This window comes from Coriobacteriia bacterium (assembly GCA_031292615.1).
In the GTDB taxonomy this organism is placed as follows: domain Bacteria; phylum Actinomycetota; class Coriobacteriia; order Anaerosomatales; family JAAXUF01; genus JARLGT01.
Window position 1 is genome coordinate 1 of the sequence record JARLGT010000049.1, and the last position, 16,921, is coordinate 16,921.

22 protein-coding genes and 1 pseudogene are annotated in these 16,921 nt (G+C 64.4%); 5 read left to right on the forward strand and 18 right to left on the reverse strand.

Going from position 1 to position 16,921, the window contains the following annotated elements:
- Positions 1-485, reverse strand: a 485-nt coding sequence (locus tag P4L93_04460) for a DUF72 domain-containing protein (GenBank protein ID MDR3686193.1), incomplete at its 3' end; no start/stop codon positions are given.
- A 164-nt stretch (positions 486-649) separates the two neighbouring features.
- Between P4L93_04460 and P4L93_04465 the strand changes: the two genes are divergently transcribed.
- Complete coding sequence (locus P4L93_04465; GenBank protein MDR3686194.1) at positions 650-841, forward strand: ferredoxin; 192 nt, start codon at positions 650-652, stop codon at positions 839-841.
- Entirely contained in the window at positions 838-1,203 is a 366-nt protein-coding gene (locus P4L93_04470; protein ID MDR3686195.1) for a peptide chain release factor-like protein, read from the forward strand. Before P4L93_04465 ends, P4L93_04470 begins: the two co-directional genes overlap by 4 nt.
- Before the next feature lie 114 nt (positions 1,204-1,317).
- Here the strand turns inward: P4L93_04470 and P4L93_04475 are convergent, their stop codons facing one another.
- The gene (locus tag P4L93_04475) at positions 1,318-1,521 is read right to left on the reverse strand and encodes a cold-shock protein (protein MDR3686196.1); all 204 of its coding nucleotides are present in this window, start codon (positions 1,519-1,521) and stop codon (positions 1,318-1,320) included.
- Between the two features lie 254 nt (positions 1,522-1,775).
- On the opposite strand from P4L93_04475, the gene P4L93_04480 reads away from it, so the two are divergent.
- Positions 1,776-2,288 (forward strand): hypothetical protein, encoded by a 513-nt coding sequence (locus P4L93_04480; GenBank protein MDR3686197.1) that lies wholly within the window; start codon positions 1,776-1,778, stop codon positions 2,286-2,288.
- 59 nt (positions 2,289-2,347) lie between these two features.
- Here P4L93_04480 and P4L93_04485 read toward each other — a convergent pair whose 3' ends face one another.
- From P4L93_04485 to P4L93_04500, 4 genes are all read right to left on the reverse strand, one after another.
- Positions 2,348-3,676 carry an MFS transporter gene (locus P4L93_04485; GenBank protein ID MDR3686198.1) on the reverse strand — a complete coding sequence of 443 codons (1,329 nt, stop codon included), beginning with the start codon at positions 3,674-3,676 and terminating at the stop codon, positions 2,348-2,350.
- Positions 3,628-4,224, reverse strand: a complete 597-nt coding sequence (locus P4L93_04490; protein MDR3686199.1) for a cysteine hydrolase — start codon at positions 4,222-4,224, stop codon at positions 3,628-3,630. The genes P4L93_04485 and P4L93_04490 overlap by 49 nt, the downstream gene beginning before the upstream one ends.
- Before the next feature lie 78 nt (positions 4,225-4,302).
- On the reverse strand, positions 4,303-4,752 hold the full coding sequence (locus P4L93_04495; protein ID MDR3686200.1) for a MarR family transcriptional regulator: 450 nt from the start codon (positions 4,750-4,752) through the stop codon (positions 4,303-4,305).
- Positions 4,753-4,831: 79 nt separating this feature from the next.
- The gene (locus tag P4L93_04500; GenBank protein MDR3686201.1) at positions 4,832-5,377 is read right to left on the reverse strand and encodes an acyltransferase; all 546 of its coding nucleotides are present in this window, start codon (positions 5,375-5,377) and stop codon (positions 4,832-4,834) included.
- A 493-nt stretch (positions 5,378-5,870) separates the two neighbouring features.
- Here P4L93_04500 and P4L93_04505 point away from each other — a divergent pair, with 493 nt between their 5' ends.
- Positions 5,871-6,698, forward strand: a complete 828-nt coding sequence (locus P4L93_04505; GenBank protein MDR3686202.1) for a hypothetical protein — start codon at positions 5,871-5,873, stop codon at positions 6,696-6,698.
- A gap of 467 nt (positions 6,699-7,165) precedes the next feature.
- Here P4L93_04505 and P4L93_04510 read toward each other — a convergent pair whose 3' ends face one another.
- Positions 7,166-8,293 (reverse strand): sulfite exporter TauE/SafE family protein, encoded by a 1,128-nt coding sequence (locus P4L93_04510; GenBank protein MDR3686203.1) that lies wholly within the window; start codon positions 8,291-8,293, stop codon positions 7,166-7,168.
- Positions 8,294-8,805: 512 nt separating this feature from the next.
- A pseudogene (locus tag P4L93_04515) lies at positions 8,806-8,922 on the reverse strand (winged-helix domain-containing protein).
- 247 nt (positions 8,923-9,169) lie between these two features.
- Between P4L93_04515 and P4L93_04520 the strand changes: the two are divergent.
- The gene (locus P4L93_04520; GenBank protein ID MDR3686204.1) at positions 9,170-9,730 is read left to right on the forward strand and encodes a c-type cytochrome; all 561 of its coding nucleotides are present in this window, start codon (positions 9,170-9,172) and stop codon (positions 9,728-9,730) included.
- A gap of 74 nt (positions 9,731-9,804) precedes the next feature.
- Here P4L93_04520 and P4L93_04525 read toward each other — a convergent pair whose 3' ends face one another.
- The 10 genes from P4L93_04525 to P4L93_04570 all read right to left on the reverse strand — a co-directional run.
- Positions 9,805-10,647: an ABC transporter ATP-binding protein gene (locus P4L93_04525; protein MDR3686205.1), complete on the reverse strand. Its 843-nt coding sequence runs from the start codon at positions 10,645-10,647 to the stop codon at positions 9,805-9,807.
- The gene (locus tag P4L93_04530) at positions 10,644-11,522 is read right to left on the reverse strand and encodes an energy-coupling factor transporter transmembrane component T (protein ID MDR3686206.1); all 879 of its coding nucleotides are present in this window, start codon (positions 11,520-11,522) and stop codon (positions 10,644-10,646) included. The genes P4L93_04525 and P4L93_04530 overlap by 4 nt, the downstream gene beginning before the upstream one ends.
- Complete coding sequence (cbiM, locus tag P4L93_04535; GenBank protein ID MDR3686207.1) at positions 11,522-12,529, reverse strand: cobalt transporter CbiM; 1,008 nt, start codon at positions 12,527-12,529, stop codon at positions 11,522-11,524. The genes P4L93_04530 and cbiM overlap by 1 nt, the downstream gene beginning before the upstream one ends.
- Before the next feature lie 12 nt (positions 12,530-12,541).
- Positions 12,542-12,961 (reverse strand): nickel-responsive transcriptional regulator NikR, encoded by a 420-nt coding sequence (nikR, locus tag P4L93_04540; GenBank protein MDR3686208.1) that lies wholly within the window; start codon positions 12,959-12,961, stop codon positions 12,542-12,544.
- Between the two features lie 85 nt (positions 12,962-13,046).
- Complete coding sequence (locus P4L93_04545; protein MDR3686209.1) at positions 13,047-13,259, reverse strand: hypothetical protein; 213 nt, start codon at positions 13,257-13,259, stop codon at positions 13,047-13,049.
- A 501-nt stretch (positions 13,260-13,760) separates the two neighbouring features.
- Entirely contained in the window at positions 13,761-13,937 is a 177-nt protein-coding gene (locus P4L93_04550; GenBank protein MDR3686210.1) for a hypothetical protein, read from the reverse strand.
- Entirely contained in the window at positions 13,934-15,091 is a 1,158-nt protein-coding gene (locus tag P4L93_04555) for a cation:proton antiporter (GenBank protein MDR3686211.1), read from the reverse strand. Before P4L93_04555 ends, P4L93_04550 begins: the two co-directional genes overlap by 4 nt.
- A gap of 116 nt (positions 15,092-15,207) precedes the next feature.
- Positions 15,208-15,945, reverse strand: a complete 738-nt coding sequence (locus P4L93_04560) for a hypothetical protein (protein MDR3686212.1) — start codon at positions 15,943-15,945, stop codon at positions 15,208-15,210.
- A 3-nt stretch (positions 15,946-15,948) separates the two neighbouring features.
- Entirely contained in the window at positions 15,949-16,530 is a 582-nt protein-coding gene (gene kdpC / locus P4L93_04565) for a potassium-transporting ATPase subunit KdpC (GenBank protein MDR3686213.1), read from the reverse strand.
- Positions 16,531-16,542: 12 nt separating this feature from the next.
- The coding region (locus tag P4L93_04570; protein MDR3686214.1) for a potassium-transporting ATPase subunit B at positions 16,543-16,921 on the reverse strand (379 nt) is incomplete at its 5' end.

Consider the following 16,921-nt stretch of genomic DNA (forward strand, 5'->3'; position numbering starts at 1 on the left):
GCGCGCTCGATGGTCTCGAGGTTGCGCTTGACCTGCTCGGAGTCGGTCGCTTGGAAGTAGGGCGGATACTGCATCAGCACGCCGCCCATCTTGTGTGCTCGGCGCAATGGATCTATCGCCTCAAGGAACAGCTCGAAGGAGCGCTCGTACATGCGGTCTTCGGGGTGGCGGACCCGGCCTCGGTTGGTCAGTTCGTAATCGTAGTCGCGCAGGTCGGGGTGGAGAGATCGCTCGTCGACGTCGTGGCCGGTCATCAGCCCGTAGGCCTTGACGTGGAGCGTGAAGCCGTCGGGCGTTCGCCGCGCCCAGTTCTCGGCGACCTGTGGTTTGGGGAGTCCGTAGAAGGTGGAGTCGACTTCGACGGTGTCGAAGCGCGCGGCATAGTAGCGCAGGCGACCCTCGGCGGTCGTGACGCCTCGGGGGTACCAGCGTTCGATCATGGTCTTGTCGGTCCAAGAGCACGTGCCGACGACCACGTCGCCCATCGCAGGCCTCCTTCCACGTCCTGACATCTTCCTACCCGCCGAGACCCGTGCCCTCCCGTTCGGGCCGCACAGCGTTTCGGGGTTGCGCTCCGGCGAGGTCGGGGTAGATTCGTGGGGCGACGCAAGAATGGCTGCGCATCCATCATCGGACCAGAGGAGGCGCCATGAAGCCGACCATCGACCAGGATCTGTGCATCGGCGACGGCGTTTGTGAGGACCTGTGCCCGGCCGTCTTTCAGATCGGCGAGGACGGCCTCGCGCACGTAATCGACGAGTCACCCAGCGAGGAGCTCTACGGCGAGGTCCGTGACGCCGAGGCCGCCTGCCCGGTTGGCTGCATCTCGGTGGAGGAATGAGCGAGGTCCCACAAGACTACGTCCTGCCCGACACCGACGAGGCTCTCCTCGCCGAGTGCGAGGTACAGGTGTTTCGCGCGACCGGGCCGGGTGGGCAGTCGGTCAACACCACCGACTCCGCGGTGCGGCTCATACACCGGCCGACCGGTATGGTCGTGGTCGGCCGCCGAGAACGCAGCCAACTGCGCAACAAGATCGACGCCGTGAGACGCCTGCGTGCGCGCATCGCCGAGGCGCAGCGGCCGCGGGCTCCTCGGCATGCGACGAAGCCGCCGTGGGGAGCGGTCCAACGGCGGCTCACCTCCAAGTCGAAGCTCTCTGTAAAGAAGTCGATCCGGCGCAAACCGGCCAGCGACGACTGACCCGCCCGCGAGCGCAGGGCGCGACGCGGGCACTCGAGCAAACGAGAAGGCGGCCCCTTGCGGGACCGCCTTCGTGCAGGTCGTACTTGTGAGCGCCGAACGGCGAGGTGGGAGCTAGACCTTGCGGACGTTGCTCGCCTGGAGCTTGCCGTTCTGACCGGTGGTGACGTCGAACGTCACAGCCTGGCCCTCGTCGAGGGTCTTGAAGCCATCAGACTGGATCTCAGAGAAGTGGACGAACAGATCGTCGCCATCCTCGCGGGAGATGAAGCCGTAGCCCTTGTCCGGATTGAACCACTTGACGGTACCTTCAGCCATGCCTGACTCACTCTCCGTCCCCCTCTAATGAGGGACAAAAAACGAGCGACGCCTGCGACGTACGCCTGCGCCGCGAACTCGGGACCTCCACTTGGTCCTTACGCGGTAGTTTCGCCCAAGATGCGCACGTTGTCCAACACCGATTCCGCACAGCCACTCGCGGGATTGTGACGTTGACCGAGGGGTCCGCGAGGCAGAAACTCAGAGGGCGCAGCGGGGCTGCGCCAAGGGGGCCAATCAGGGAGGGCGAATCGATGCGACGCATTCGAGCAGCGGCCGCACTCGTCTTGGGAGTTGCGCTGCTGATGTCGGTGGCGGGGTGCGCCACGATAGCGCAGCAGGCCACAAAGTCGGCCGTGGAGAGCGCAACCGGCGTCAAGGTCGACCAGAGCAACGGCAAGACCACGATCACCGGCCAAAACGGCACGCAGGCCACTATCTCCAGCGGCGAGAACAAACTGCCGGACGGACTACCCAGCTACATGCCTGCGTACTCTGGCACGATCAAGAGCTCCTCAGCGATCGCCACCGACAAGGGCACCAACTTCACGTTCTCGGTCATTACCGGAGACCCTGCTCAGACCGTCGTGGACTGGTACAAGCAGAAGTTCGCCGAGAACGGCTGGACCGTAACGGGCACGATCATGAATGGCGACCAGGGCATGGTCTCGGCCAAGAAGGGCGAGACCGACAATGCGGTCGTCACGATCGGCAAGAACTCGGACGGCAAGACCGCAATCGCCGCGATCGTCGACATCAAGAAGTAGATCGCGGGCACCAGCCCTGAAGCATGCGCACGAGGCCCCGGCGGAACTCCGTCGGGGCCTTAGTTGTCGGCGGGGGCGACCTGAGCGGATGTGAGGTGCGCGTATCGCCGAGACGCGAAATACCCCCACGTGGCCGCGAGCAGGCACGCCACTCCTCCGAGGATGATGGGTGCACGTCCACCGAGCATGTCGGCGAACCAGCCCGCGATCGGGCCGCCCACGAACAGGCCTCCGCCCACCACCATGGTCTGCAACGCGATGACTCGCCCGTGCATCTCAGGCTTGCCTTCGACTTGAATGATGGCCGTGGTCGAGGTCATGTACAGAATACTGGTCACGCCAACCAAGAACACTGCCGGTACCGCGAATACCGCGTTGGGGGCGAAGCCCAGAAGCAGCGTCGCAAGACCGAGCGAGGCAGCTCCAAGGATGATGTGGCGCATCTCGACCAGCGCCTTGTTGGCGATGACCAAGGCGCTGATCACAGCTCCGAGACTGAACACCGCGTAGAGAAACGAGTAGAACGTCGGTTGGCTGTGCAGTCCCAACGTGACGTAGAGCGGCAGAGTGACGTTGAAGTTGTAGCCCAGCAGGCCGATGACAGCCAGCATGGTGAAGCTGACCCAGAGCACCGGCATGTCCAGCACGTAGCGCAGCCCGTCGCGAATCTCGCCATTGACGCGCGGCTTGGGTGCCGTGCGATACAACTCGGCTGGGCGCATGAGGAAGATGCACAGCAGCACCGCGAGGTACGTTGCTGCATCGATCGTGAAGCACCACCCAAAGCCCAACGTGACGACCAGCAGACCCGCCAGCGCCGGTCCGAAGATGCGCGATACGTTCACGATGAGGCTGTAGAGCACCACGGCGTTGGGGATGTCTTCGGGCGGCACCATCTCGGAAACGAACGAGCGCCGCAGCGGGTTGTCGAACGCAAGCAGCACTCCGCCGAAGAAGCCCAACACGTAAAGGCCGATCAGCGGCGGATGCGGCATGAACGCCAGAATCGCGAGGCAGACCGACTCGGCCATCTCAAGGCTTTGGGTCCACATGAGCATGTGGCGCTTGTCCGACCGATCGGCGATCGCGCCTGCCCATGCCGAGAGGAACAGCATCGGCCCGAACTGGCAGGCCGCCAACAGGCCGACAGCCACTCCGCTGTTGTTGGTCAGGTGCATCACGAGCAGCACTTGGGCGACGTTGGTGAGCCAGTTGCCCGTGTTCGAGATCGTCTGGCCTATGAAGAACAGCTTGAAGTTGCGATTGCGCAAAGACAGGAACGTCTGGCCCAGCGTTCTGCCCAGCAGCGATGTTTCGACGTCCTCGGGAAACGCTTGGCTCACTGTGGGCCCAGCAGTGCGGGCAGCTCGGCAGTTGAGATCACCCATGCCTGCCGAGGAAAGACCTTGTGCATGAGCACGTCCTGGACCTCAGAATCCCGGTCGGCGCAAGCGTCCTCGAGCACGTAGATGCGGTAGTCGTGGTCCGCGCCATCTCGAACGGTCGAGAGCACGACCCCACTGGTGGAGACACCCGCGAGAACGAGCGTGTCGATGCTCAGCGCGCGAAGCTGCTCCGCAAGATCGGTGGTCGAGAATGCACCAACTCGCGTCTTACGCACGACTATGTCCCCCGGCTGCGGAGCGACCGCTTCGTGCACAGCCGTGCCGGGCGTCCCGTCGTCCATGCGCCGACCGGCCATCGCCGTCGCCGAGAACCCCTTGTTGGTCGCGGGCACGGCGGCATAGTCGGCCTCGGCGAAGGCGACGCGAACGTAGCCGATGTACATCCCGCGCGTCCTCGCGATGGCGATTGCCCCACTCGCATGTGCGAGCAGTTCGTCGAGCGCCGGCAGGCTGCCGATGATCGCGGGCTCGTAGTCCATCACCAGAAGGATCGAGTGGCTGGGGTCGATGGTTGGGACTGAATCGGTCATGGGTTCTCCTCGGGTCGTTTGGGAGTTCGCGCTAGGTGTCCGGCGGCGGAACGTGGGTCCGCCGCGTTGAGAGTTGGGTCAGCAGTCTGATTCGGCGAGCCGTTCGATGATCTCGACCGCCGCGTTCAGGGTGGCCAGTTCTTCGGCATCGGCACTCGACTCGATCGCCCGAGCCAACCAGGAGCCGCGGGAGGCAAACACCGACCGGCGCAGTTCGCTCCCGGCCCCCGACAGACTGATGAGTGTCTTGCGGCCGTCGTTCGGATCGGGCTGCGACTCGATGAGGCCCTCTGCTTTGAGGTTCGCAAGGCCTTGAGCGATGGCCTGCTGACTGACGTGCTCGGCCACGGAGAGAGCCGCCGCCGTCGCCGGGCCTTCAGAGTGCAACCGCTGGAGGATGGAGATCTGCGAGAGCGAGAGCCCGAAATCGCGGGCGCTTGCCTCCTCGCGAAGCCGCGCGCGCAGCCGCACGAATGCGAGTGCGAGCCAGATGGCGGTGGAGTTCGGGTCGCTCGGGGTTGTTGTCATGACTCGAGTCTATAGTCCACAAGACGCTTGTGCAAGTTGCTTGTATATCAGTTAGTGCAACTCCGGGTGGGCTACTTCCTCAATCCTGAGCGCCGTCGGGCGTCATCAGAAGTTCGACCAGCTGCTGGCGCTCATCGGCTGAGCTGCGGAACGGCACGCGCAACGGCAGGGACTCCGCCTCGGCCTTCTTCATGTACTGCTCGGTCGTGCCAATCACCCGGGCAGGCACGCCCGCGGCGACAACTCCGGCCGGAATCTTGCCGGTGACGACCGACCCCGCCCCGATGATCGTGCGATCCCCGATGTCAGTGCCGGGCAGTAGGATCGACTCGGCGCCAATGAAGCAGCGGCTTCCGATGCGCACGGGCTTGAAGCGATTCACCTCTGGCTTCGAATCCCCGAACGCCCATATGCCGCCGTCATGAGTGAAGAACTGAACACCGGAAGAGACCAGAGTCTCATCGCCGATCTCGACCAGGTACGGTTCACTGCCGAGGTAGTCGATCAGCAACCTGCACCCATCGCCGATACGCGCGCCCTGCTTGCGGAACACCGCGCCGCGAGTGTACTCGCCGGCCAGCCGGACCCGCAGCCACCAGGCGACACTCTTGAGCCTTGTCCACATTGGACAGTCCCCCCGTCGTCGTTCGCGTGTCAAACCGATGGTCTACAGTCGGTTCATGGTGATCGGCAGCTTGTTGGCTGCGAGTACCCGAAGCGGCCCGGTCCCGGTTCTCCCCTAGGCTGCACTCCCTCGTCACGATGCGTGGCTCTACCGACCGTTGTCAATCGCGGTGGGCCAGAACCGCGGCGCACGGACTGCTGGGGCCAGCACGAATGCGGGGTTGCGCGAGACGCCAAGCGGTGGCGCCATCCGCGGACCGCAATCCGACAGCCGAGGCAACGGCGAGGCCGAATCACCAGAGGCTCGGTCGGCGTGAGCCGAACCGAGCCTCCGAACTGCGCTTTTGTGGTGGGCGATGGTGGACGCGCTCAGAACCTGAGAACGGCCTCGCTGTGATTGCGTTTCAACTGTGCAACAATCTGTGCGCGAACAAAGTTGGATCGGAACACCGCTGAGGTGGCTAACGGGTGCCGCTATATGGGGGAGATCTTTCGTGACTGATTTGTCCAACGTCGAGCGCGGTGCCTCCAGCTCGCGTACGGAGTCTACTGAGCTGTGCGGTTCGCTCGTGCGGTGGTGGCGTGGCATGCCCGCGACCGTCTTCAAGTGGGCGTTAGCAATCGATGCGATCTTCCTTGCGCTGTACGTGCTGTCTTCGGCGTTCGCTCGCGGGAGCGTGGAACTCGTGTTCCTGTTGAGCCTCGAAGCTGAGGGCAACCCGCCCTCCTGGTGGTACGGTTCCCAACAGCTTCTGGTCGCTCTCGCCTTCCTCTTGCTGGCATCACAGCTGTTCGCGTCCGACGAGCGAATCCGGAGATTCCGCTCGCTGTTCCTGGTATCCGGACTGGGCTTTGGTTTCATTTCGCTGGATGAGGTCGGCGAGGTTCACGAGATCGGCTCGCGTGCCCTGGTTCGCTTCAAGGCCCTCGGCGCCTTCACCGAGACTGTCGAGCATTCGGTGTTCCACATCAAACAACGCATCCACGGTGGCGGTACGTGGATTGTCGTGTACGCCATCATCGGAATCGCGCTGCTGTTCTGGCTCGTGCCGCAAATCATCAAGGCGTACAAGGTCTGGCCGAAGGAGGTCGGACTTGTAGCAATCGGATTCGGTATCTTCGCGTTCTCGGCGGCGGTTCTCCAAGTCGTTGGCTACTTCACCAAGGTCGGGACGCTGCGCCACTATGTCTACGTGTTCGTCGAGCAGGGGTTGAAGATGGGTGGCATGTCAATCGCGCTATTTGGCGTGCTGCTCGTCCTCAGCGCCGGAGCGATACGGCTCACCGAAGCACTCGCTGGGACCACGAGCAGCTCGGTCTGATCGGGCGTGCACGACGTACCAGAGCAAGATCCCCGATGCCCTCACCTCCCTCTGAGGAGCACAAGACCCCCACTCGCATCTTCTCGTGTAGTGGTCGCCTGCGCTGCTGGGCGATGAGGGATTCGAACCCCGACCTCTTCCGTGCAAAGGTGCGCCAAGTAGTACGCTATTGCCCGTCTCTGTCCGGTTTCCGCAGCTCAAAGGCCATATCGCGACACTAGCGGACGGGCGCGAACACCCACGGATTCTCACGCGTTGCTACATGCCCTGGTCGATTGCAACGCGGTGCGGACGCTTGCCTTTCGTCTCGGACGACTGCGCCCGGCCGTTTCCACCACACCATCACGGGCCGTCCTGACCTCTCGGCGATCCCCAAAGTCATAGGTCGATGACGGCATGGCGCACCAAGGTGCTGGGCCCGAGCCCAAGGCGTTGCCAAGCGCCTGGCTGCCCATGTCTTCGGGCTACTACCGACGAAGCACCAGACGCTGCCGCACCACCAGGACCAGCCCGACACAGCCAAGCGATAAGGCGAGCATCGCCACCAGCTCCCAGTTCGGCCCACCGGTCGCCGGCCCGGAGCGAACCTGGCCCGACATCATCCCCATCCCGCAGGTCATGGCGTAGACGCCCTTGGTGGTCGATGGCAGGTCGATCACCGTCAGGCCGTTGGGCTTGAGATTCGCCCTGACCCCAAGCCTCGGGATGACGAGCTCATCGGAGCACGAGACGTTCTCCTTGCGGTCGACGATCAGCCGCACGGGGCGCCCTGATGGGATGTCGATGGTGGACGGCACGTAGGTCGTGTTGACGATTGCGAGCCGGGCTTCGGGCACGCCGTCTGCCCCGACGTGCAGGTTGCTTCCCGACCCATCCCCGCGCAACGCCGCCACGACCGTCCGCGCGGTGATCGGTGAGCCAACAAGCGTCGCCCCGCGGTCCAGTGTGACCGCGCCGAGCACCACGATCGCGAGCGCGGCCACCACGAGCATCCGCTTCTTGAGGCGGGCGCTCACATAGCCCGAGGCCACGCCCACGCCGAGCATGACGGGCATCGTGCCCAAGCCGAAGCCGAGCATCGCGAGCGCACCGGCGGACGGCGCGCCACTCGTGGCCGCCGCGAGCTCGGCGACCTGGAGAGCCGCACACGGCATGAGGCCGGTCAGAAGGCCAAGGGCGATCGGCACGCCGACGCGCGCCGCCCCGCCGCGCGACGCCGACTCCTCGACGCGACGCTCCACTCCCCCGACCCACCGAGTGAGGAAGTGCGGAAGGGGCACCCGAATCCGGCGCAAGGACGGCACGAGCCCGGTCGCCGAGACCCCGATCAGGATCATGAGCGCTCCAGCGACGAGCATGGCCCACCCACGGACCCCGCCGAGGTCCAGGACCGACCCGATCGCGCCCATCACCGCTCCGACGAGCATGTAGCTGACGATGCGCGCCGATTGATACGAACCGTGCGCAAGCACTCGCTCGCCGAGAGGGGCGCCTTCGTCTCGGACCGCATACGTCATCACCAAGGGGCCGCACATGCCGACGCAGTGCAGGCTGCTGATGAGCCCGAGCGCGAGCATCGAAAGGAACAGGGCCATCGGGATTACGCCTGAGCCTGTTCGCAGCCGCATGTCGCTGACCCGACGCTGACAAGAGACTTGAGAGCACAGGGCATGCGGAAGTACGTGACGGTCATGCCCTGCGGATACGCCGGCCGCAGAACCGGCGTAAGCATCACGACGCCGTGGACCCCCGCCCGGCTCAGAAGCTCGAGCGTCTCGGCCACCGCGGGCGGCGCCACCGCGACCAGCGCGATGCGGATCCCAAGCTCGGCCGCCACATGCGGGATGTCAGCCAACGCGCGGATCGGCTGGTCCCCCACGAGCGCGCCCACGTCTTCGGCGCGCTCCGAGAAGAACACGGCCGCCCTCAGACCGAAGTCTCCGGCTGGGAACGTGACGGCGAGCCCGCGCAACACGTCTTGGTTGCCGATAGCCGCAAACGGGTGTGCGGCGGAAAGGTCGAGATAGTCGCGCAGCGCATCGTAGAGTTCGCGGGTGTCATAGCCCGAGCCGGGCCGCCCCTTCGTAGCAACGAAGGACAGGTCGTGGCGGACCGTCTCCTCGCTCAGGCCCAGCTCCTCGGCGAGCGCGCGAGAGGTGATGCGCGCGGCACCTGAGTGCTGCAGCTCGCCGAGGAAACAGTGGTAGCGCGAGAGCCTCAGCACGGTGGACTCCGGCGCGCGCCCTTGCTCGGTCACGAGTCTCTCCTTCAAGCCGCTCACCTTGTCTGATCGTCAGACCCTAGCGCACCGCGAAGCGCACAGACAACAAGCTTTGGGGCCACCTCGACCTGTGCGCCGCGCACCGTTAGAGATGCCCGGGTTCGGTAAACAGATAACGAAGTCCGTGGGATCGCCACGCGGGCGCCGATGGAGTTTGAGTTCGCAAAGCCCTGACCACAAAGGAAACGACATGAAGAAGGTCGCTCTCCTCCTGGCCGTCTCGGCGGCCGCCTGCCTCCTGGCCTCCGGATGTAGCAGCGCCGCGCAGACAACGTCTCCCCCGGCTCAGGCGCCGGCTGCGTCTATGCCAGCCAGCGCGCCGGCAACGGCCTCTACCGCGGGCGGCGGGTCGATGAGCATGGGCTCGGGCACCGACTCCGCCACCCCAGTCGCCGTGACCGGGACAGCGCTCGTCGGCCAGAAGATCTTCCTTGAGGGCACGACTCCGAACGGGCCCATCAAGTTCACCGGCGGAAGCACGGATGTCGGCAACGGCGCGTGCGCTAACTGCCACGGTAAGAACGCCGGCGGCGGAGATGGGCCGATGATCTCGTGGTCGATGCTGAGCATGAAGGGCTCGACGATGCGCAACATGCCGAAGTTGTCATACGCATCGCCTGAGCAGGTGGTCACCGCGATCACCGCCGGAACGCGCCCCGACGGCACGAAGCTCAAGGCGAATATGCCGCGCTACCAGCTCAGCTCGGCAGATGCGGCCGCCGTCGTGGACTACCTCAGAGCGCTCAGGTAGTACGGCGCAAACGCACGTGCCGGCGCACGTGGCGCCCATGACATGCAGTGCCAGGTGGAACCAGCGTCCGGTGCCTACTGCGTGTGGCCACCATGCAGGTGCATGTGGGCATGCGGGTGAGCGTGCTCGGCACCGCTCGCACCGTGCCGGTGCGCGTGCTCGTGGATGAGATTGACCTCGAGCAACAAATCACGCTGGCCAAGAACGTCGCTCGGCGCTCCGTCCGCGACCACGACGTGTTCCTCGGAGAGGACGATCATCCGGTCGCACGATTCCTCAGCGGCCGAGAGGTCGTGCGTCGCGATCACGACCGTGCGGCCTTCTCGGCGCATCTCGTCGAGGATCTCGAGTAGCCAGACCTGGCTGCGGGGGTCTAGGGCATTGGTGGGTTCGTCCATCAACAGGACGTCCGGGCGCATCGTCAGGACAGCCCCGATGGCCACGCGCTTCTTCTCGCCCCCGGACAGTGTGTAGGGAGCGCGGTCGAGAAGCTTCTCGAGGCGCAGCCCCCGCGAGACCTGCTCCACGCGCTCGAGGACCTCGGCCTCGCCGAGGCCGAGCTGGAGCGGACCGAAGGCCAGCTCGTCGGCGACGTTGGCGCAGAAGAGTTGCACGTCAGCGTCCTGGAAGACGAAACCCACTCGCGAACGGAACTCGCGCCGAAACGCGGGCTCCTCCAGAGTCTCTTCAGTGAGTGGCTTGCCGAAAGCGCTAATGGTGCCAGATGAGCAGAAGACCAGGCCGTCGAGAGCCTTGAGCAGTGTCGACTTGCCCGAGCCGTTCGCCCCCACGATCGCAACGTGCTCGCCTACAGCAATGTCGAGAGTGATACCGCACAGAGACTCGACACCGGCGCGATACGCTTGGTGCACGCTCTCAAGCCGAAACGCTGATTTCGTCGGCTCCGCAGGGCTCATCGGGCGATCATCCTGTCCAGTCCGAGGGTCAGCGCGCAGAATACCAACAGACCGACGGCCCATGCGGCGTCACGCCACGTCATGCGCAGGCGACGCAGGGTCGGCCAGTGCCCCGAGAAGCCGCGGGCGAGCATGGCGTCGTAGACGTCGTCGGCGGTCTTGAACGACTTGCTCGCTGTGAACGCCATCCGGTCGATGACCCACTCTCTGTTGTCGGTAGCAGTGCCCGCGCTGAGCATGCGACTCTCCCGAGCAAGATGGATGTTCTCGACAGTGCGCATGAGCGAGACGATCTGCTGCTGCGTCATGGCAAGCGTGGCCACGATGACATCGGGCATCTTCAGCGCCGTGAGCGCGCCGAGCAGGTCGCTCCAGCGCGTCGTCCACACGACGAGCAGTCCGATGCCGGCGCCCGCGATGACCCGCAAGATGAGCCGAGCAGCGACGAGCACACCCGGCATCGTGATCGAGGCAGCGCCGTGGCCGAGCAGCGCGGGTCCCGGTGATATCCATCCCGTGATTGCTGGCGCCGAGAGCATCACCGCGAAGAAGCCGGCAGTGGCCCACACGCGGCGCGAGAACGCGATGGGCGACACGAAGGAGGCGGCGGCAAGCGCCGCGGTCGCGACGATGACGACCACGATCGCCGGTATCGAGTGCAGGAAGCTGACCGTCACGGCGAGAAGCAGCACGGTGCCGAGTCGAACCCGCGGGTCGAGGCGTTGCAGCAGCCCGGGCTTTCGCGCGAGCTCCTCGTTCTCGAAGAGCTCCGCGATCGCGCCGTTGATGATGTCGGCGGTACGGCGAGCAAGCGAGCGCCGGCTCTTTCGCCGGTGCTCGGAGTGCTCGCCGATATGGGCGAGGGCTGGTAGCACTATCCTGTGTGCGGCGCGGCGGTGCCGTCATCCGAGCCGTGTGAGAGCAGTTTGCCCAAGCCCCACGCAACTCCCCCGATGATCGCGCAGCCGACGACGGCAGCAACGACGTAGCCGACGTAGGGGTTCTTGATGAACGTTGGAGCGTAGTCGGGCATCGCTGCGGTCCAAATGCCCCCCAGCTTCTCCATCCCCGCGGGCACGAAACCCAGCGTGGCTTTCAGCTGCTCGGCACTCCACTCACCCCACGCCGTGCCTGAAGCGAGCAGGCCGATCGGCGTGAGGAGGATGGCGGCGCCGAGTCCGGCCCACAGCCACGTCATCGGCTTTGAAGCTGGCTTCATTTCGAGCAGAGCCGAGTCCTGCCTGCCCAACACCGCCACGACCCCCATGGTGATGGCAGCTTCCAGCGGTCCAAACACGAGCGCGTGCGAAATCATCATCGCAGGAATGGCAACAGCCAGCGGGTAAGGCGCGTAGAGCGGCTGCCCGGAGGCGGTGTGTGCGATAAGCGGCTGGATGCCGAATTCGATGCCGGCCGCAGTAGCGGCGGCGACCATCCCGACCCATGAGCCGACTCCTGCCGCGGCGATTCGGCGCCCCAACCCAGGCGCCTTTCCGGCTACCAGGCGGTAGATGTAGTAGCCCACGAACGGCATGATGACAGCCATGTTGAAGCAGTTGGCCCCGATCGCTGTTATCCCACCATCGCCGAACAGGAGCGCCTGGGTGACGAGTGCGATCGACACCGAGAGGCACGCTGCCCATGGGCCCAAGAGGATCGCGATCAGTGTCGCCCCGACGGCGTGCCCAGTCGAGCCTCCTGCGATTGGCACGTTGAACATCATGATCACGAACGAGAACGCCGCACCCAACGCCATGAGCGGCACCTGTTTGGCCTTGAGCGTCTTCTTGACCTTGACCGCGGCTACCGTCCATATCGGGATGATCGCAACGTCCAGGACTGCGTAGGTTTGAGGTCCGAGGTATCCGTCAGGGATGTGCATGCTTCATCCCCCCTACAGGTGCCGGCCGGTAGTGGTGGTAACGAGCTTGCCGTGCTTGACGCCTTTGGTGCCAAGGAGTGTCTCGGCTATGGCCCGGATGTCTGTGCTGGCCCCACGCACGACAATGACCTCAAGGCAGTTGTGGGCGTCGAGGTGCACGTGCATCGAGGAAACGACTTTGTCGAAGTGCGCGTGCTGCACCGCATCGAGCTTGTCGGTCAAGTCGTTTGCGTGGTGGTCGAAGACCATCGTGATGGTGCCGACGATCTCGTCGGTAGAGCCCTCCCACTCGGCATCGACCAATGCGTCGCGCACGAGGTCACGGACTGCTTCCGAGCGGTTGGTGGCCGTTCCGCGCTGGGCGACGAGCGCGTCGAAGCTCTCGAGAAGACCCTCGTCCATTGCCACGCCGAATCTCACGAGCTTACCCACGAGGGTCCTCCCCGCTGCCGATGCTGAGCGCCACGCGCCCGTGCGTAACACGAATATCCGAACTGTAACACGCTAGGTCGTCCCGTCAAGCGCGGATCGGGAGCACGTCATGGGGCGGTGCGAATTGGGTTCTGGGCGAGCTCGATGAGCGGTCGACGGTCGTGCCGTCGCCTGCGGACTTGCCCCTGAGGTCGGGAATCACATTGTCGAGTTCGCCTCGCGCCCCGCCGAGAAGAACGCTGTCCTCCACGAGCGCCGTACCGACGTCGGTGAAGACCTCTTCTGCTCGGGCGGCCACGGTGCCCTGCGGACTCTTCGGGACGCATGCCGCAACACTCGGACCTGTATGTTGCGAGTTTCGTCCCGGCTCCAACACGAACCGGCGGGAGTCGATGATCTCGCAGGTTGCAGAGTTCAACGGCCTGGGGAGGCGACTACTTCCGTTGAGGCATGCGCTTCATGCCCAACGGACGTACATGCTCTCGGCGTTTCCGCAGGTCACAGACTTGCGGACTCATCGTAGTTCTCGCGAAGCTGACTCGAATCCGGACGCGTTGCTACATTCGGCCATTTCGCGGGCGCGTGGCGTCACCGATGGCAGGTCCCGATTGTCCGTCTGACCTGCTGTTTTGTTGGTGGGCGATGAGGGATTCGAACCCCCGACCTCTTCCGTGTAAAGGAACGCCGAGCAGTACGCCGATGTTCGCTGATGTCGGATTCGGGCAGGTCAGGAGCTTGCGACGTCATCGGCGGACTACCGCGAACGTCAGCGAATTCGTTCGCGTTGCTACACGCGTTGCTACACGCGCCCCGCTCTGGGAACAGCCGACTCGCGACGACTGTCCAGCGCGTTCGGCGCGTACCCACTAGCCGCGCCGGCGCCTTCGAGCGTGCCCGTAACGACGCTGATACCCCACCCATGCCTACGCCCCACCAGAACGCCGACAAAGATCAGCGACGAGACCAAGACGATCATGCGTCACTCCTGGGCAGCACGAGCGAAAGCATCGGTGGCGAGATGAGGAGCGACACTACCACCACGAAGATGAGCACCGCGTATAACCTGGCGTCGATGATCTTCAGCGTCACGCCTGCCGCAGCGACCACCAGCGGCACCTCGGCACGTGGGATCATGCCGACCCCCACCGCAATCATCTCGCGCAACCCTCCGCCAAGGTCGCCAAGACCGCATCCGATGACCTTGGCTCCAATGGCAACGACAGTGAGCAGAACTCCGAGCCCCAGGATCCGCGGATCACGGAAGAGCGAAAGTCGCACGCTCATCCCCGTCATCGCGAAGAAGTAGGGAACCAGCCAGTCGTAGAGCGGCCGCGTGTCGCGCACCAGGCAGTAGCTATCCTCCGTCTCGGCGAGCATCATCCCCGCGAGAAACCCGCCAATGACCGCCGCCAGACCGATCTGCTCGGATATCGCCGCAGTCGCCAGCATGATGATCATCGCAACCACGAAGGGCGCGTTGGGGATGTGCAGGTACTCGATGAGGTGCGCGTGCCGAGCGACCAGCTTGGGCGCGATCCACAACTCGAAGACGAGGAACAAGACGATCCCGCCTGCGACGACGGCGATCCTGATCGGCTGGAAGCTGCCGCCGACCGACCCCATAACGATGGCGAGCAAGAGAAGCCCGATCACGTCATCGATGACAGCCGCAGCCAGAATAAGCTTCGACACCTCGAGGCGTACAAGCCCGCGATCCTTGAGCACCCGCGCGGTCACACCGACCGATGTCGAGACGATAGCTGTGCCGATGAAGAGCGCCGCGAGCCAGCTGAATCCGAAAACGAGGCCGAAGCCGATTCCGCCCGCAAACGACAGGATGACCCCGAATGCGGCGACCACGAAGGCTCTTGGGCCCACGCGGAAGAACTCAGACGGCTTGGTCTCAAGCCCGACGACGAACCGCAGAACGATGACGCCTAACAGCGACAGCGTCATGAGAGGCACCGATATCGTGCGAACCAGACCCAGCCCGTAAGGCCCGACCACGATTCCCGCGATGATCTCGCCGACGACCGCGGGAAGCTTGAGCCGCTCGAAGATCTCGCCGAAGAACTTCGCCGCGGCGAAGACGACAAGCAGATCGAGCAGGATGTTAGCGGTTGTCGGCACGACCGTCCTCTACTGTCTCAGCCAGGTGAAGCCGTTCATGCGTGGCTCAAGCACCCCGTTCAGTCGCTTAGAACGCCTAGTTTGCCGACAGCCCGATTCCGCCACTCGGTCTGCCATCAACGTACGTGCGCCCGGCGCTCGTGAACCAACCCGCAGGCGAGTTCGCGCAGCGCGATCAAGGTCGGCTTGCGCAGGACGTGCGTCAGCGCCCGACCGAGAACGTCAGCCGAGTAGACACACCCTCGTTTGGCTCGGCAGATGAGTTCTTTGGGATCGATGTCCACAAGGCGCACTTCATCGGCTTCTTCGACGACCCGGTCCGGCACGGTTTCATGAACGAGCACTCCCAAGATCTGTGAAGCCCTCGGCATCCTGCTTTCAACGTGCTGGACGTTCAGCGTCGAATACACATCGATGCCGGCGGCAAGGAGCTCCTCGACGTCCTGCCAGCGCTTCTGGTGCCCTTCGCCCGGAACGTCGGCGTGAGCTAGCTCGTCGACGAGCGCGAGCGCAGGCCTCCTTGCGATGATCCCGTCGATGTCAGGCTCGGTGAAGTGACCGCCGTGGTACTCGATCACCCGGGGAGGAACTGTCTCCAGGTCGCCGGCGAGCGCCCATGTCTCCGGCCGAACGTGCGGTTCGAGATAGCCGATGATGACGTCTTCGCCGCTCCCTGCTCTCGCGATGCCGTCCCTGAGCATCGAGTATGTCTTCCCGACCCCCGCCGAGTAGCCAAAGAAGATCGTGTGGCGTCCGCGAGCCTGGCCCTCGCCGCCGGCGTTCCTGCACGTGCCAGCCTCGCGCCTACCGTCCATGCCAGTCCCGGGCAGCGATGTGGTTGCACGCTGTGACATGGCTCATCGCGACCCTTTGAGGGCGTCGAGTGCCAAGTTGAGCGTGAAGACGTTGACTCGCGGCTCGCCGAGGAACCCGAGCGTACGACCTTGGACGTGTTGTTCCACGAGCGTATGCACGACGTCCTCGGTCAGCCCGCGCGCTTTGGCGACTCTGGGTGTCTGCGCGAGCGCATTGGCGACGGAGATGTCCGGATCCAATCCGCTGCCTGAAGCCGTCACCATGTCAACCGGAACAGTTCCGGTCGTCAGCCCAGGGTTGTCGACGGTGGCGCTGGCGACGCGCCCTTGCACGGTGTCAAACAGTGTCTTGCTTGTCGGACCCAAGTTGGAGCCCGCGGATGCGGAAGCTTCCCAGCCTGCTCCGGCAGACGAGGGGCGCGACCAGAAGTACTTGGGCGATGAGAAGCCCTGAGCGATGAGAGCCGAACCCGCGGCCTGACCGCCGACACTGACGATGCTGCCATTGGCCGCCGATGGGAACGCGGCCTGCGAGATGCCGAGGATAACCAGCGGGTAGGCGATGCCGAGCACGACGATCACGACGACCATCATCTTCGTCGCGATCCAGAGATGTCGAAGCATTGGTCTGCCCTCCTAACCGAGGTGAAGCGCGACGAGGATGAGGTCGATCGCCTTGATGGCGATGAAAGGCGCGATGATTCCACCCAAGCCGTAGATCAGCAGGTTTGAACGCAGCAACTTCGCCGCGCCGACCGGGTGGTACTTCACTCCACGCAGTGACAGTGGGATCAGCGCCACGATGATGATCGCGTTGTAGATGACCGCCGAGAGGATGGCGCTATCGGGCGAGTGCAGCTGCATGACGTTGAGAGCACCGAGCGCGGGATACGTGACCATGAACATAGCCGGGATGATCGCGAAGTACTTGGCGACGTCGTTGGCGATCGAGAAGGTGGTCAGCGCGCCTCTGGTCATCAAGAGTTGCTTGCCGATTTCGACGATCTCGATGAGC

Bases quoted from the DNA above. Each gene is read 5' to 3' on its own strand.
- P4L93_04525 (MDR3686205.1), bottom strand. From the start codon at position 10,647: ATGAGCCCTGCGGAGCCGACGAAATCAGCGTTTCGGCTTGAGAGCGTG.
- P4L93_04485 (MDR3686198.1), bottom strand. From the start codon at position 3,676: ATGGGTGATCTCAACTGCCGAGCTGCCCGCACTGCTGGGCCCACAGTG.
- P4L93_04495 (MDR3686200.1), bottom strand. From the start codon at position 4,752: ATGACAACAACCCCGAGCGACCCGAACTCCACCGCCATCTGGCTCGCA.
- P4L93_04490 (MDR3686199.1), bottom strand. From the start codon at position 4,224: ATGACCGATTCAGTCCCAACCATCGACCCCAGCCACTCGATCCTTCTG.
- P4L93_04470 (MDR3686195.1), top strand. From the start codon at position 838: ATGAGCGAGGTCCCACAAGACTACGTCCTGCCCGACACCGACGAGGCT.
- P4L93_04480 (MDR3686197.1), top strand. From the start codon at position 1,776: ATGCGACGCATTCGAGCAGCGGCCGCACTCGTCTTGGGAGTTGCGCTG.
- P4L93_04465 (MDR3686194.1), top strand. From the start codon at position 650: ATGAAGCCGACCATCGACCAGGATCTGTGCATCGGCGACGGCGTTTGT.
- P4L93_04475 (MDR3686196.1), bottom strand. From the start codon at position 1,521: ATGGCTGAAGGTACCGTCAAGTGGTTCAATCCGGACAAGGGCTACGGC.
- kdpC (MDR3686213.1), bottom strand. From the start codon at position 16,530: ATGCTTCGACATCTCTGGATCGCGACGAAGATGATGGTCGTCGTGATC.
- P4L93_04500 (MDR3686201.1), bottom strand. From the start codon at position 5,377: ATGTGGACAAGGCTCAAGAGTGTCGCCTGGTGGCTGCGGGTCCGGCTG.
- P4L93_04550 (MDR3686210.1), bottom strand. From the start codon at position 13,937: ATGATCGTCTTGGTCTCGTCGCTGATCTTTGTCGGCGTTCTGGTGGGG.
- P4L93_04520 (MDR3686204.1), top strand. From the start codon at position 9,170: ATGAAGAAGGTCGCTCTCCTCCTGGCCGTCTCGGCGGCCGCCTGCCTC.
- P4L93_04560 (MDR3686212.1), bottom strand. From the start codon at position 15,945: ATGTCACAGCGTGCAACCACATCGCTGCCCGGGACTGGCATGGACGGT.
- P4L93_04510 (MDR3686203.1), bottom strand. From the start codon at position 8,293: ATGGCCCTGTTCCTTTCGATGCTCGCGCTCGGGCTCATCAGCAGCCTG.
- cbiM (MDR3686207.1), bottom strand. From the start codon at position 12,529: ATGCACATCCCTGACGGATACCTCGGACCTCAAACCTACGCAGTCCTG.